Here is a 13997-nt window from a genome sequence, read left to right on the forward strand (position 1 = left end):
GGCAAGTAAACAGCAATATCGATCCATGGAAGATCAACGGCTGCCTAGCTCTTTTCAGCCATGCCGGCGTACTTCTTCTTGAATCGGTCAATACGGCCGGCAGTGTCGACGAACCGTTGTTTTCCGGTATAAAATGGGTGGCAATTGGAACAAATTTCGACCTGGATATCATTGCGTTGGGTGCTCAAAGCCTCAACTTCAAAGCCACAGGCGCAATGGATCTTTTTCTTATTGATTTCGGGGTGGATTTCTTTCTTCATGGTAAGGCTCCTTATGCGTTTGCTGAATCGTGTATAATATCCTCTCGCGGATGAACTGACAAGAGCAGGTTGAACAAAAAAAACCAGGGCCGCTCGGCCCTGGTTTTAAGACGGAAAATGAACAGGTTAAACTTGAGGCTTCGGACCTCTGCCGATATGTCGAGCATATCCGAGTGCGATGGTTCGATACACCATGTGGGCCAACTTGGACCATGGCAGGTAGGCAAAGAGCATGAAAATGCTCACCAGGTGAATGTAGTACATTGGATAGGCGACACCGGGCAGATTGGCCAAGCGGAGCAGCTGGCTGAACATGCCTGAAAGAGTCACAACCCAGATCACGCCGAGAAGATACCAGTCATAGTAGGATGACTTGAACTTGCCCTCATCCAGGTCCAGCCGGCGCTTGGTCACCAGAATCAAGCCGACGATCAATGCAATGGACGCGATGTTCGCCAGAATCTTGAAGGGATTCCACAAGCTCATGGGCGTCATCAAATCCCAGCCGGTAAAAACACCCAGCCAGTAGGCAACACCGACATACGCAGTGACGATGAACAGCCCGACGAACCCGAAGAAAATCCCCATATGGCCGAAATACCGATCAGTATTGTCGTTCCCGCATTCTTTCCACCTGGTGTGCGACAAGATCTCGTCCTTGATCACGAACCATGAGGATTTAAGAACATCTTTCACGGGAACACCCCCGATGGGCGCCTGTGGAGAATCATTGAACGTTTTTATTTGCGCCAGGATGCCGCGAACGAAGATAACCACAACAGCCAAGGCAATCAGCCCGAACAGAGGGTCAATGAACGCGGTTTGCGGGAACACCAGCCGGTACAGAACTTCGCCTTCCGCGGTAACTGGGAAACCAAGAAAGCCAGGGGTGAAGGCTATCCAGGCCAGAAGAAAGATCAGAGCCGGGATGCCCGCCAGAACGGGTAAATATTTCGCCGAACTCATGAACTTGCCCATGATCGTGGGTTGCGCAATGTTCTGATAAGCCATGTTGCGCATAGCGGCCATCAGATCCGCGGGTTTGGCGCCGCGGGGACACTGGTCGGAGCAGGTGCCGCAATTGTGGCAGAGCCACATGTCCAGATCGCCAACCAGCTTATCTTTCAAGCCCCATTGCGCCCAGATCATCTCTTTACGCGGATAGGGATTGTCTTCCGGCGAGAGCGGGCAGACCACGGAACACGTGGCGCATTGATAACATTTCTTCAGTGATTCTCCGCCTGCAGCCTGCATTTCCTCGATAAACCGCAGATCGGGATCAATGCGTTTAACTTGGGCCATCTTCAATCTCCTCCTAGAAGCCTTTGTAGGGGTTGGCGCCGATATCGTCGATGATATGGTTCATGAACTCGTCGATCATCTGGGGAATCAGGTCATACTCGTCAATGGCAACCTGTTTCTGCTGCACCCGTTCCGGCTCCAGCTGCAACCGGCCGAGAGTCTCGGCGATGTTTTCCATGCGCTTGTTGCAAAGCTCGCTGCCCTTGGCAAAGTGACACTGATAATCGTCGCCGTACTTGCAGCCCAGCAGCAGAACGCCGTCAATGCCCTTGGACATGGAGTCGGCAATCCAGATGCTGTTGATGGAACCAAGACACCGCACGGAGATGAACCGGACGTAGGGCGACCACTTTTTGCCTTGGAAAGCCGCCATGTCCAAGGCGGGATAGGCGTCGTTCTCGCAAACGAAGACGATGACCCGCGGGCCGCCTTCGTCGATGTCGTCGGGAACCTCATTCTCCTTGATCATGGAAGCGATCATGTCCACGTTGTACTCTTCAAAGGAGATGACCCGCTCTGGGCAAGCGCCCATGCATGTGCCGCAACGCCGGCAGCGTGTCTGGTTGGGTTTCGGAGTTCCCTTCTCATCATCGTCCAGAGCGCCGAAGGGGCATTCTTCCGTGCACCGTTTGCACTGGGTGCAGCGGACCATGTTGAACTTGGGGAAGGAGATGTCGCCGGACCTGGGATGCACAGCCATGCCGCGGTTGATGGACTCCAGGCACTGGATCGCCTTGAGCACTGCGCCCGAAGCGTCTTCCTCGGCAGCGCCGAGCAGCATGGGCTGGTGAACGCAACCGGCCGAGTAGACGCCGGTGCGACGGGTCTCATACGGAAAGCAGATGTAGTTCGAATCGGCAAAGCCGTTGAAAAGCATCAGGTCGGGGAAGGCAGGTCCCTGGCGATAGTCCAGGTTGATCACCGGATCGGCCAGGGTGGTGGGCACCATGCCGGTTGCCAGTACCAAAACATCCACCTTGATCTCAAGGTCTTCACCAAGCAGGGTGTTCTGGGCCTTGATAATGATGCCTCCGTCGGCATCTTCCTTGACTTCAGCCACATCTCCCTTGGTCAGGAAAATGCCGGGATCGTCCTGGGCGGCCTTGTAGTACAGCTCCTGCACTCCTGGGACGATCATGTCCTTGTAGATAATGAACGCTTTGCCGTCCTTGTTCTTTTCGCGAAGGTATCCGGCCTGTTTCAAAGACACCATGCAGCAGACGGACGAACAGTACGGCAGGTGGCCTTCCTCGGTGGAACGCTGACCGGCGCATTGAATAAAAGCAATGGACTGGACCGGGCGTCCGTCCGAAGGACGCAACAGCTCTCCCTTCTTGGCCATCAACTCCATGTCCACGTTGGTGATGACATTGGTGTAGCTTCCCAGACCCATGTGAGCGAGAACATTCTCCCCTTTCTTGATCTCGGGAGTTTCTTCCGTTGCAACGTCGTCCTTGGCTTCTTCCGAAGGCGCTTCAACTTCAACAACCCGCGCTTCCGGATCATAGGGTTTCCATCCAGTAGCCAAAACCACTGAGCCGACAGGCAGGCGCTCTTCACCATTTCCGTTGGCGATCACCGCGGTGTACTGGCCTGGGGCGCCTTCGAGCTTGTTCAATGTGGCACTGGTGAGGACGCGGATCTTCTCATGGGCCATCACCTCGTTGATTTTCTTGTCAACGGTGGTGGGCATGGACTGGGTGTACGGGTAAGAGTACGGAACCTGCTTGTACATCTTTGCGGCGAATCCCCCCAGCTGGGCTTCTTTTTCCACCAGAATGACATCGTATCCCAGATTTGCGCCGCCAAGCGCCGCGGTCAGACCTGTATTGCCGCCTCCGACAACAAGAATCGACTTGGTGACCTCCGGAATTTCCGCCTGTGGCACAACGTACTTCTGGAGCTTGATAATGCCCATCCGTATATAGTCCTGGGCCATCATGCGCAGGGTTTCCGGAATTTCGCCTTCAGCAGTGGCGTCAGCCTCGGGTCTGATATAGGACCAGACACACTGCTCGCGCAGGTTGACACGTTCGACGACAGCTTTGTCGCCAAACCGGAAAATGTCCCATTTCACCCTGGGCGAACAGGCACAGACAGCGACGCTGTCAATGGCATCCGCATCCACGTCGGACTGGATCAGGGCCTTGCCTTCCTGGCTGCACAATACCGGCGACGTCTTCACAACCGGACAGCTTCCGCCGTACTCACTCTTCACGAATTCAGCTAATTGCCCTGCATTCAACTGAGGGCCAATGTCGCAACCTTCGCATATATAAACACCGATTTTGCTGGACATTGTTTACCTCCCTACCACGGTTTGAATTGCTTTCAGCGCCGCACCGGTCGCGGTCTGTGCCGATCGCATGACGTCCAGAGGCATCTTGGCACAGCCCGCGGCAGTGATGCCGGCTTCAAGGGTGTTGCAGAACCCTTCGTCATCCTGCTGGAGATCCAGGGGCAGGGTTTGCCCGGCAACGCTGGGCTGCATGCCGGTCGCCAGGACAACCATGTCGTATCGTTCTTCCTTTTTCAGACCACCGACGATGTCCTCGGCTGTGACCAGAACATCCCCGCTGCCGCCGTCTTCGACCACCTGCGCCACTTTGCCCTTGACCATGAGCACCTTTTCGTCCTCACGGATCTTCTGCAAAAATTTGTCGTATCGACCCGGCGTCCGCAAGTCGATGTAGTAGATCACGATTTCCGCATCCGGGTACTGAGAACGCAGATAGGTAACCTGTTTCAAGGACGCCATGCAGCAGATGTAGGAACAGTAGGAGAGATGGCTTTCATCGCGGGAACCGGCACACTGCACAAAGGCAATGCGCTGGGGTGCCTTGCCGTCAGAAGGACGCGTGATCTGACCGTTGGTCGGCCCGCTGGGACTGGCCAGGCGTTCCATCTGCATATTCGTGATGACGTTCTTGATTTTACCGCCGCCGAGAATTTCCAGCTTTTCCACGTCGTATGGCTTCCATCCGGTTGCCCAGATTACCGCGCCGACGTTCAGGGTGATCTCTTTATCCTTTTCATCCAGGTCCACGGCATCGTAGGCACATACTTCAACACACTTGGAACAGCTCTTGCCGAGACACGTTTCCGGATCAACAACATAACGCAACGGAAAGGAGGAAAGATGAGGCCGATAGATCGCCTTGCGTTTCTGCAGGCCGTAATCAAATTCAGCGTCCGTTTCCACAGGACAGACTTCCGTACACTTGTTGCAAGCGACACAGTTGTTGTTCACGAAACGAGGCTTGATCTTGATCGTGGCAGTATAGTTTCCAGGAGACCCCGTGATTGCACCGACCTCGGCCATGGTAAAAAACTTGACGTTGGGATTGTTCTTGATCCGCTGATAATTGATTTCCAGGCCGCAGGAAGGAGGACAGAGTTTGGGAAAATATTGATTCAACTGGGAGACTCGTCCACCCAGGTACGAATTTTTTTCAACAATAAACACCTCATGTCCAACCTCGGCTGCTTCCAACGCGGCGGTAATTCCGCTGAAGCCGCCTCCCACGACAAGTATTCCTGAATGTTCCATAGTTTCCTCCGTACAGTTTGCCTGACACCGGGCACCAGGTCTATAAATAGCCTAAACCTCGGCCTCAATCATGAAAGTTGCGATACGCTCATGCCTGAAACCGAGATTGAAACCAGAGGCAGTCGACTTGCCGGTAAGACAGAATGAGAAAGCTGCGGGCCTTGCGGCCCGCAGCTCGAATCCGTGATTTACGGAATGATCTGGATCAAAGGCACCTTGTAGAAGGTGGTCTTCTTTTCAACCGGATCGTACTTGGAGTTGGTGAAGCACTTCCACTCTTCGTCGTTCAACTCGGGGAAGTCGGTGCGATAGTAGAAACCGGGGTAACGGGTTTCCGTACGGAACTGAATGTGCTGCATGTGCAGACGGACGGTCCACAGGCGGTGATACTGCTCCCAGCAACGCAGCAGTTCGTGCAGGTCGCGGGCGGCCAGCTTGTGGGAGTCTTCATCCAGCATGTCCAGAAGCTTCATGCCGGTTTCCAACAGCTTCGCGGAGGTGCGGTAGTAGGTGGAGGTACCGGCGCCGTACTCGTCCGTGCACTTCATCAGACGATCCATGAAGTTGCGGGGAGTAATGTACATCGGGTTGACGACCGGATCCGTGGAAGCAGCCTTGCCGGCTTCGTAGTTGTAGTACGGCTTGTAGATCATCTTCTTCAGGTCATCAGCCGTTTCCTTGATGGTGGGCTTGTAGTCCCTGTGGTCCACAACCCAGCGCACCAGCTGCTTGGCGGCAATGCGGCCCTCGGCATGGGAACCGGAGGAGAACTTGTGTCCGGAAGCGCCGACGCAGTCACCGGCGATGAACAGGCCGTTGACCGAGGTCATGCGGTTGTACACCTTGCCGTTGTCGGCCTTGATCTTGTAGCTGTCAGGAACCCAGTCCTCGTCCGGACCGGAGCACCAGATGCCGCAGCAACCGGAGTGCGAACCCAACAGGTAGGGTTCCGTGGGCATGATTTCGGAACCAACCTTTTCAGGCTCAATGTTCAAGCAGGCCCACAGGTTGGCCTGACCCACGCACATGTCGAGGAAGTCTTCCCAGGCCTCGGACTCAAGGTGCTTCTGCTGCTTCTTGTCCAGGGTGGCGAAGGTGGTCTGCAGAGCAGTGGCGGTGTCCATGTAGATCGGACCACGTCCGGCCTGCATTTCTTCCAGCATCATGTGGTTGCGCAGACAGGTGGGGATGATGTGACCACGAGCATAACCCTTCTCGCGATAGGACTTGATCATGTCGTCGTTGGTCACGCAGTAGTCTTCGCCCAAAGCGTTGACGGCCTTGGCCTTGAACAGCAGGAACCAGGCGCCGACCGGTCCGTAACCGTCCTTGAAACGAGCCGGGCAGAACCGGTTTTCCATCATGGTCATTTCACCGCCGGCCTGAGCGACCAGGGTGTAGCCGGAACCGGCGTTCCAGACAGGGTACCAGGCGCGGCCTTTTCCTTCACCAACGGAACGGGGGCGGTACACGTTCACCGCGCCGCCGCTGGCCACGAGGCAGGCGTTGCACTTGAAGATGTAGACCTTGTTTTCGCGCAGGGAGAAGCCCACGGCGCCGGCAACCCGATTCGGGGTGTTGGCGTCCAAAAGCAGCTTCACCACGAAGATGCGCTCCAGGTAGTTGTCCTGGCCAATGGCGTTCTTGGCGGCTTCGGCAACGAGAACCTTGTAGGATTCGCCGTTGATCATGATCTGCCACTTACCGGAACGAACCGGCTTGGCGCCGGTGCGCAGGGACAGGCCCTTGGCCTTGGCCTGAGCGCCGTCCAGGTTGTGTTCGCCTTCCTTGACCCAGCAGGGCAGGCCCCACTCTTCGAACAGGTGCACGGAATCGTCAACGTGGCGGCCCAGGTCGAAGATCAAGTCTTCGCGGACAACGCCCATCAGGTCGGTACGGACCATGCGTACGTAGTCGTCCGGGGAGTTGTCGCCAAGATAGGTGTTGATGGCGGACAAGCCCTGGGCAACAGCGCCGGAGCGCTCCAGAGCGGCCTTGTCAACCAGGATATAGCTCACGTTGTGCTTGTCGGCCCAGGGCTTGATCTCAACGGCAGTGCCGCAAGCAGCCATGCCGCCGCCGATAATCAGCACGTCTTTTTCGATTTCTACAACTTCCGGTTCGGAAATCGGTACACCTTGAGGGGCAATTTTGGAAGGAATTACAGTCATCTTCAAAACCTCCTTAAAGAATTATTCAAGTTCGAATTTTCCTGAAAACCACGACACCAGGAGCGAATCGGCTTAGCGATTGCCGGGCTCACAGGTCGGCTCGAACCAGCACTGGGTCAGCTCGGCATCTTTGAACTCGTACTGCTTGTTCACAGCTTCACCGGGCTTCTTCAGCTCGGTCTCGGTGAAGAGCAGCTCGTTTTCCAGATCGCCGACTTCAGGCTTGCCCTCGTACGGCTTGATCGAACCTTCAGCCGTGGTCCGGATGGGGAACTTGAAACGCTTGATGTTGCCGTTGCGGAACTTGATGGTCCACATGATGGCATCGCCGGAACGCAGCGGAATGCTGGTGCCGCCCATGGGGGCGAAGTCGGCGTAGGGGCGGGCTTCAATGGCGCCCTGGGGGCAGATCTTCACGCAGGAATAACATTCCCAGCAGGCATCAGGCTCTTGGTTGAACGCTTTCATTTCCTGGGCATCCAGGATCATCAGGTCGTTCGGACAGATGTACATACATGCTGTCTTCTCACCACCCTTGCAACCGTCACATTTCTCCGGATTGACAAAAGTAGGCATAATACGTCCTCCTCAATGTTGTAGTGTTAAAACCAATCAAGCCTATATGAACAGCCGGGAACCATGTTCCCGGCTGTATGGCTGAGTGAATGAACTGGATCAGCCGGCGGCGGCCTTGTGCATCTTGATCTCGACCTTTTCGGTCAGGCTGGCGTAGTACTCGCGCAGAATCACGAGAACCTCGTCCCGGCCGAAGTGATCCGGAACCTCGCCGCCTTCGGAGAGCAGCTTGCGCAACTTGGTGCCGCTCAGAATTACGCGGTCTTCCTTGCTGTGCGGGCAGGTGCGCAGGGAGGCCATGCCGTCGCACTTGAAGCAGTAGAAGGTCCAGTCGATCTTCATGGGCTTGCAGAGCAATGCCTGGCCGGGGGTGGGGCAGGCTTCGGTGGCGTAGGGAATCTTCTCGAAGATGGTCTGGGCTTCGAACATGCCGTAGTAGTCACCCACGCCGGCATGGTCGCGACCGATGATCATGTCGGAGATGCCGAAATTCTGACGGAAGGTGGCGTGCAGCAGGGCTTCCCGGGGACCGGCGTAACGCATGTCCATGGGATACCCTCCGTGAACCACGTTCTTCGGCACGAAGTTGTTTTCGATCAGAGTGTTGATGCATTTCACGCGCCATTCGGCGGGGATGTCGCCGGGCTTCAGATTGCCGACCAGGGAGTGAATGAACACGCCGTCGCAGACTTCAATGGCGATCTTGGCCAGGAATTCGTGGGAGCGGTGCATGGGGTTGCGCAGCTGCAGGGCGGCGACTTTCTTCCACCCACGCTCTTCGAAAGCCTTGCGGGATTCGGACGGACGCATGTACACGCCGGCATAGGTCTTGGGGTAGTGGCTCTCGGAGAGAACCTTGATATTGCCGGCCAGGTTCACGGGCTTCTGCGCCATGACCATGTCCACTCCCGGATGCGGATCTTCGCCGTGCACTTTCCAGAAATCTTCGGGGGTCTTGGTGCCTTCGCCCATGAAGATCTTCTCGCACTCGAACTTCTTGTCGGCCTCGGTCATTTCGTACTTCTCGTCGACCTTCATGGTGGCCAGGATTTCATCGTACTTGGAATCGTACAAAGCAATCTCGTCGCCTTCCTTGATGGCGTCGGCATCTTCCTTGGAGACGGAGAGGGTCACGGGAATGGGCCAGAAGGTCCCGTCGGACAGCAGCATTTTTTCACAAACGCTCTTCCAGTCAGCCTTGCCCATGAAACCGGTCAAGGGGCTGAAAGCGCCGATGCCCATCATCAGAACGTCGCCCTTTTCACGAGGAGCCAACTCGATTTTCTTCAGTCCCTGGGCCTTTTTCTTCTCAGCTTCCAGTTCCGCGCCCTGGAGCAGGCGTTCGGTAAGTCCCTTGCCACCATGCGGCGGCACTAAACCAGTCATTTGCGTCATTTTTCGTCTCCTATTCCAGTATTGGGTTGAAGGTGATTATTTCCGAGATGCGAAAGTGGGCATCTCACGAACAACTTCCTTTCCATCTTGAAAAAGCTTGTGCAATATTTAACAAGCTCGTCTTAAAGTGTCAAGATCAGAAAAATCAATGACTAACCGCCTGAGCCTTTGCGGGCAAATGGTGGGTCAATCCCTTGAATAAACAAGAAAAAAAGACGAATAGGCAGATCATTGCCTGAAAACTGTTTTGGATAGCAGGGTACCGTTGGAATTGGCTCATTCCAAAAAATCCCGAAAAAATGCCGTCACGCTGAAGATGCCCTTTGGGTCGCAGAAAACGTAAAATGAAGGAAAACAAGTCCGGCACATGAAAATGGCGTCACGCAAACGGTTACTCGCCATGACGCCTGGCTGCCAAGGACATTTGGATTTGGTATTTACATTACAGATGTGCCTCCCTACCCGATTATATTTTCTTTTTCAACCCCTTTTCTTTCCGCAACAGGTAATATTTACCTTAACTTTGACGATGGCAGGATGTTTTTGTGATAAATATCGAGCTTAACAAGAAAAAACAAACATTCAGAGCCATGCCGTCACATCTGACGTGTCGAGTGCTTTTCCCAGGACATGGATCCCCAAAACGTGTTCACATGGCGCGAGCAGGACATTAATCATCATTAATTTCGGAAAATTAGATGCACAAAAGAAACCAGATGCGAGGGATTGGTCTAATGACGATTATTCGCAAAATTTATTGTTCTGGAGTCAACCATCCGGACAAGGCTTGTTTCCTGGTGCAAATAAAGATAAATACTTTGATTTTACACCTAAAGGAACATCATGAGCAACCATTCGCCGTCGGGGACCAGAACGGATGACTCCGAATCACTCTTTTCATTGGAAGAACGGCTCCTGCGCGAGGAACGCCGACTGGCGGACGCGGTTCTCCGGAGAACGCGGATTTTCGCTGAAATAGCCGCCCGCAGGAAAGATGGAAAACGTCGCGATACCGGTCAGGATTTTGAGAAAACGATCTGGAAAGTCTGGGAAGGTGTGCTGCAATCCGAAGAGGCCGGACATTCTCGCCACTGGCGCCAGCTTGTATCGCAATTCAACAATCTCGGCCAAGCCTTTTCTGAACAGAAATTTTCCCGCAAAGGCAATACTTGGCTCTTGCGCCCCATAGCTCCGGCCAAGGCGATTGCCCTTGCCGGTCCCGCGGACGTCTTCTCCACGAGAATCATTTCCTTCTGGGCTGCCGTGACCAATGCTCCAGTCCAGATTCGCCCTGCCATACTCAATGACGGTCTGATCGAGTTGATCAAGTCCCTCAACCAGACCGGCGCGGGATTGGCATGGGAAAAGGAGACCGTCTCCCATACGCCTCACCGTTTGCCCGAGTTGTCGTTTGAACAGAAAACCATCCATGCCGGCCAAAATACGTTTACCTTGGCGCTGATGGTGGCTCTGGCCATGGCCAGACCGGGCATAGCGAAGTTCAGCGGTTCAGGAGCGCTGAACATGTTCTCGATCAAGCCTTGGCAGGCTGTCCTGCCTCAGCTTGGAGCGAGGCTGCACCAGTTGAATCCGCATGCCCCCGGCCTTCCCGTCCGCCTTGAATCCAGCGGCCAACCATCGCAGGCGCAAGTCGACGCGGAAACCCCGATGGACTTGATCCTGGCCCTGCTGGCTGCAGCGCCTTTCTTTCCCCGGGGCCTGGAACTGACATGGTCTGATCATCCCGTTACCACACCCGAGCTTGAAACCATGTTCCAGCTTTACTCCAGTTTTGGAGTGCCCTTCGCCAGGCTTTCCAGAGGCATTCGCGTCTCTGCCGCCATGCCCCGTCTGCCGCAGCAGCCATGCGCTCCCCTGGACTATTTCCTGAGCAGCATGCTCCTGGCCTGGTCACGCTTGACAGGTCAGAAAATGTCTCTCCATGGCGTTTGGCCCGAAGGTCCGTCCGCCGCTCATCATCTGGAGTTGTTGCGCTCCTGCGGCGTACAGGTCGAGATACAACCCGATCATATCCGGACCACACCGGAGTCATGGCCTGAGTCGCCGGTTTTGGACACACTGGGCCGGGAGCAGGCCCTGCCGCTGGCCGTCACGCTGGCTTTGTGCGCTCCTAAAGGATGCACCATCCTTGGCCGATCCGAAACCCTTGATCTGGACGTCGTTCAAGAAATGTCCCTCTGGACCGGGCGCGACTGCATTCCCGAACAAGACTCCATCCGTTTTGTTCCATCAACTCAACCGGCTGATCGAGGCGACGGCATTTTCGAAGCGCCAGATTCCCGCTGGGCCATGGCCCTGGCCATGATTTCCTTCCGGTTTCCCGGGTTGCGGCTCACCAATCCAGGAGAATTGACCGCACTTTGGCCAGGATTCTGGGACATTCACCAAAGCGTGCTTGCCCTTTCCAAACAACGAACAGAAGAACCATCCCCAAGATCATCCGAGAGTCACTCAAATGAATCATCACGAACAGGAAAGCGCCGAGTCAAGATCTGAGTTCGAGGCTATTGCCGCGCTGGAGAAACAAATCCAGGATTTCGCGGCGCAAAAGCAAGCCTGTGCCGCCAGGGTCAAGGAACTTATGTTCAGTGAAGACACCACGGCGGGCATAATCCACGCCAAGGAAATTTTCATGTTGCAGCAGGACAAACTGCGTCTGCAGGTGGAGATGGATTGTCGGCGCAACAAAATCAATCGTATCCGGAAATTCGGGCTTGCCGCCGAATTGAGCAACACCCCTCCAGGATCTAATTCTTAAAAAAATCAAGAGGAAACCATGGGAGAGAACCTGACCCGGAAAATCATCCGCGATCACCTCGTATCCGGAGAAATGATCCCAGGCCATGAAATATCGCTGCGCATCGACCAGACCTTGACCCAGGACGCCACCGGCACCATGGCCTATCTGCAGTGGATGGCCATGGGACTGGATCGCGTGCAAACGGAACTATCCGTCAGCTATGTGGACCACAACACATTGCAAATGGGTTTTCAAAATCCCGACGATCACCGCTTCCTGCAATCCGTGGCCGCACGATACGGAATCGTCTTTTCGCCGCCTGGAACGGGAATTTGTCATCAATTGCATCTGGAGAACTTTGCCAAGCCGGGAAAAACCTTGATCGGCTCGGACAGCCATACCCCCACGGCCGGCGGCGTGGGCTCTCTTTCCATGGGCGCGGGCGGCCTGTCCGTGGCCTTGGCCATGGCCGGCCAACCTTACACCATCCCCATGCCCAAGGTGATCCAGATCCATCTTACCGGCCGTCTTCAAGGCTGGGCCGGAGCCAAGGACATTATTTTACAGATTCTGGAGCTGCTCACGGTCAAGGGCGGCGTGGGCGCGGTGCTGGAGTATGCCGGACCCGGCGTGGCCGGCCTGACCGTTCCGGAACGGGCCACAATCACCAACATGGGCGCGGAACTGGGCGCAACCGGTTCTGTTTTTCCCAGTGATGAACAAACGCGTGAATTTCTGGCCCGAATGGATCGTCCAGCGGATTTCATTCCCTTGGCCGCGGATTCGGATGCCACGTATGATCAGGTGCTTGAGATCAACCTGGATACCATTGAACCCATGGCTGCCCGTCCGCACATGCCGGACCTTGTCGTACCGATCCGCGATTTGGACGGACTGACGGTCGACCAGGTGGCCATCGGATCCTGCACCAACTCCTCCTACACGGACTTGAAAACCGCTGCACTGGTTCTGCGGAATCGACTTGTCTCCAATACGACTGATCTTTTCATTGCTCCCGGTTCCAAGCAGGTACTCAAGCTCCTGAACCGGGAGGGACTGCTTGAAGGCCTGCTGGACAGCGGCGCCAGACTTCTGGAGTGCGCATGCGGCCCCTGCATCGGCATGGGCGGCTCGCCCACTTCCGCCGGAGTCAGCTTGCGGACCTTCAACCGCAATTTTGAAGGACGCAGCGGCACCCAGGACGCCCAGGTCTATCTTGTCGGACCGGCAGCCGCGGCCCAGGCCGCCTTGCATGGTCGGGTCACGGATCCGGCCACCTGGGGAGACGCGCCGGAAAAACCGGTTCTGCCCCAGGACGTTCCCTCCATCCGCCACCTTTTCATCATGCCCCCTCCACCGGAGCAGGCACACGACGTGGAGATCTGCTGCGGACCGAACATTGTCCCCTTGGAGGAATTTTCTCCGCTTCCCCGGAAAATCGAGGCCCAGGTGCTCATTGTGCTGGGAGACAACGTCACCACGGATCATATCCTTCCGGGCGGCGCCGCGGTCACGGCCCTGCGATCCAACCTGCCGGCCATCAGCAAATTCATCTTCAACCGCGTGGACCAGGATTTCGTCGTCAGGGCTGAAAAGGCTTCCGCGGGGGTCATCGTCGGCGGAGAAAACTACGGCCAGGGATCCAGTCGCGAACATGCGGCCCTGGGACCTCGGCATCTTGGCGTCCGCATCGTCCTGGCCAAGTCCTTTGCCCGGATCCACAAGGCCAACCTGATCAATTTCGGCATCCTGCCGCTGATTTTCGCGAATCCTGAGGACCATGCCCGGCTCACCGTGGGCCGAGCCATCGAACTGAAGACGGACGAGCTGGCCACCCAAATGGAGATCCCCCTGCGGCTCCAGGATGGCGAGCAAATCCTGGTTCGACACGATTTGACCCCCAAGGAGCTTGAGATTATCACTGCCGGCGGTCTACTGAACATGGCACGAGTTCACAAACAATGATCTCATGCGCCTGCCTT

At 55.7% G+C, this 13997-nt stretch carries 10 protein-coding genes; 3 read left to right on the top strand and 7 right to left on the bottom strand.

Translation table 11 applies throughout. From position 1 onward, the window contains the following. Window positions 1–44: 44 nt before the first annotated feature. From rpmE to sat, 7 genes are all read right to left on the bottom strand, one after another. Window positions 45–260 carry a 50S ribosomal protein L31 gene (gene rpmE / locus ACYQ15_RS13075; protein ID WP_459937951.1) on the bottom strand — a complete coding sequence of 72 codons (216 nt, stop codon included), beginning with the start codon at window positions 258–260 and terminating at the stop codon, window positions 45–47. 126 nt (window positions 261–386) lie between these two features. Then, window positions 387–1562, bottom strand: a complete 1176-nt coding sequence (gene qmoC, locus ACYQ15_RS13080; protein WP_459937952.1) for a quinone-interacting membrane-bound oxidoreductase complex subunit QmoC — start codon at window positions 1560–1562, stop codon at window positions 387–389. Window positions 1563–1575: 13 nt separating this feature from the next. Next, window positions 1576–3861, bottom strand: coding sequence for a hydrogenase iron-sulfur subunit (locus tag ACYQ15_RS13085; protein WP_459937953.1), 2286 nt, complete (start codon window positions 3859–3861; stop codon window positions 1576–1578). Window positions 3862–3864: 3 nt separating this feature from the next. Then, window positions 3865–5112, bottom strand: a complete 1248-nt coding sequence (locus tag ACYQ15_RS13090) for an FAD-dependent oxidoreductase (RefSeq protein WP_459937954.1) — start codon at window positions 5110–5112, stop codon at window positions 3865–3867. A gap of 188 nt (window positions 5113–5300) precedes the next feature. Next, window positions 5301–7283, bottom strand: a complete 1983-nt coding sequence (gene aprA, locus ACYQ15_RS13095) for an adenylyl-sulfate reductase subunit alpha (RefSeq protein ID WP_459937955.1) — start codon at window positions 7281–7283, stop codon at window positions 5301–5303. A 72-nt stretch (window positions 7284–7355) separates the two neighbouring features. Continuing rightward, complete coding sequence (aprB, locus tag ACYQ15_RS13100) at window positions 7356–7859, bottom strand: adenylyl-sulfate reductase subunit beta (protein ID WP_459937956.1); 504 nt, start codon at window positions 7857–7859, stop codon at window positions 7356–7358. A 99-nt stretch (window positions 7860–7958) separates the two neighbouring features. Further along, window positions 7959–9245 (bottom strand): sulfate adenylyltransferase, encoded by a 1287-nt coding sequence (sat, locus tag ACYQ15_RS13105; RefSeq protein ID WP_459939584.1) that lies wholly within the window; start codon window positions 9243–9245, stop codon window positions 7959–7961. Window positions 9246–10097: 852 nt separating this feature from the next. On the opposite strand from sat, the gene ACYQ15_RS13110 reads away from it, so the two are divergent. The 3 genes from ACYQ15_RS13110 to ACYQ15_RS13120 are packed head-to-tail and all read left to right on the top strand — an operon-like array spanning window position 10098 to window position 13980. Beyond that, window positions 10098–11771, top strand: coding sequence for a 3-phosphoshikimate 1-carboxyvinyltransferase (locus tag ACYQ15_RS13110; protein WP_459937957.1), 1674 nt, complete (start codon window positions 10098–10100; stop codon window positions 11769–11771). Continuing rightward, complete coding sequence (locus tag ACYQ15_RS13115; RefSeq protein WP_459937958.1) at window positions 11731–12033, top strand: hypothetical protein; 303 nt, start codon at window positions 11731–11733, stop codon at window positions 12031–12033. The genes ACYQ15_RS13110 and ACYQ15_RS13115 overlap by 41 nt, the downstream gene beginning before the upstream one ends. Window positions 12034–12051: 18 nt before the next feature. Beyond that, window positions 12052–13980, top strand: a complete 1929-nt coding sequence (locus ACYQ15_RS13120; RefSeq protein WP_459937959.1) for an aconitate hydratase — start codon at window positions 12052–12054, stop codon at window positions 13978–13980. The last annotated feature ends 17 nt before the right edge of the window (window positions 13981–13997 follow it).

Source organism: Desulfonatronum parangueonense (genome assembly GCF_054656975.1).

Bases quoted from the DNA above. Each gene is read 5' to 3' on its own strand.
- rpmE (WP_459937951.1), bottom strand. From the start codon at position 260: ATGAAGAAAGAAATCCACCCCGAAATCAATAAGAAAAAGATCCATTGC.
- qmoC (WP_459937952.1), bottom strand. From the start codon at position 1,562: ATGGCCCAAGTTAAACGCATTGATCCCGATCTGCGGTTTATCGAGGAA.
- ACYQ15_RS13085 (WP_459937953.1), bottom strand. From the start codon at position 3,861: ATGTCCAGCAAAATCGGTGTTTATATATGCGAAGGTTGCGACATTGGC.
- ACYQ15_RS13090 (WP_459937954.1), bottom strand. From the start codon at position 5,112: ATGGAACATTCAGGAATACTTGTCGTGGGAGGCGGCTTCAGCGGAATT.
- aprA (WP_459937955.1), bottom strand. From the start codon at position 7,283: ATGACTGTAATTCCTTCCAAAATTGCCCCTCAAGGTGTACCGATTTCC.
- aprB (WP_459937956.1), bottom strand. From the start codon at position 7,859: ATGCCTACTTTTGTCAATCCGGAGAAATGTGACGGTTGCAAGGGTGGT.
- sat (WP_459939584.1), bottom strand. From the start codon at position 9,245: ATGACTGGTTTAGTGCCGCCGCATGGTGGCAAGGGACTTACCGAACGC.
- ACYQ15_RS13110 (WP_459937957.1), top strand. From the start codon at position 10,098: ATGAGCAACCATTCGCCGTCGGGGACCAGAACGGATGACTCCGAATCA.
- ACYQ15_RS13115 (WP_459937958.1), top strand. From the start codon at position 11,731: ATGAATCATCACGAACAGGAAAGCGCCGAGTCAAGATCTGAGTTCGAG.
- ACYQ15_RS13120 (WP_459937959.1), top strand. From the start codon at position 12,052: ATGGGAGAGAACCTGACCCGGAAAATCATCCGCGATCACCTCGTATCC.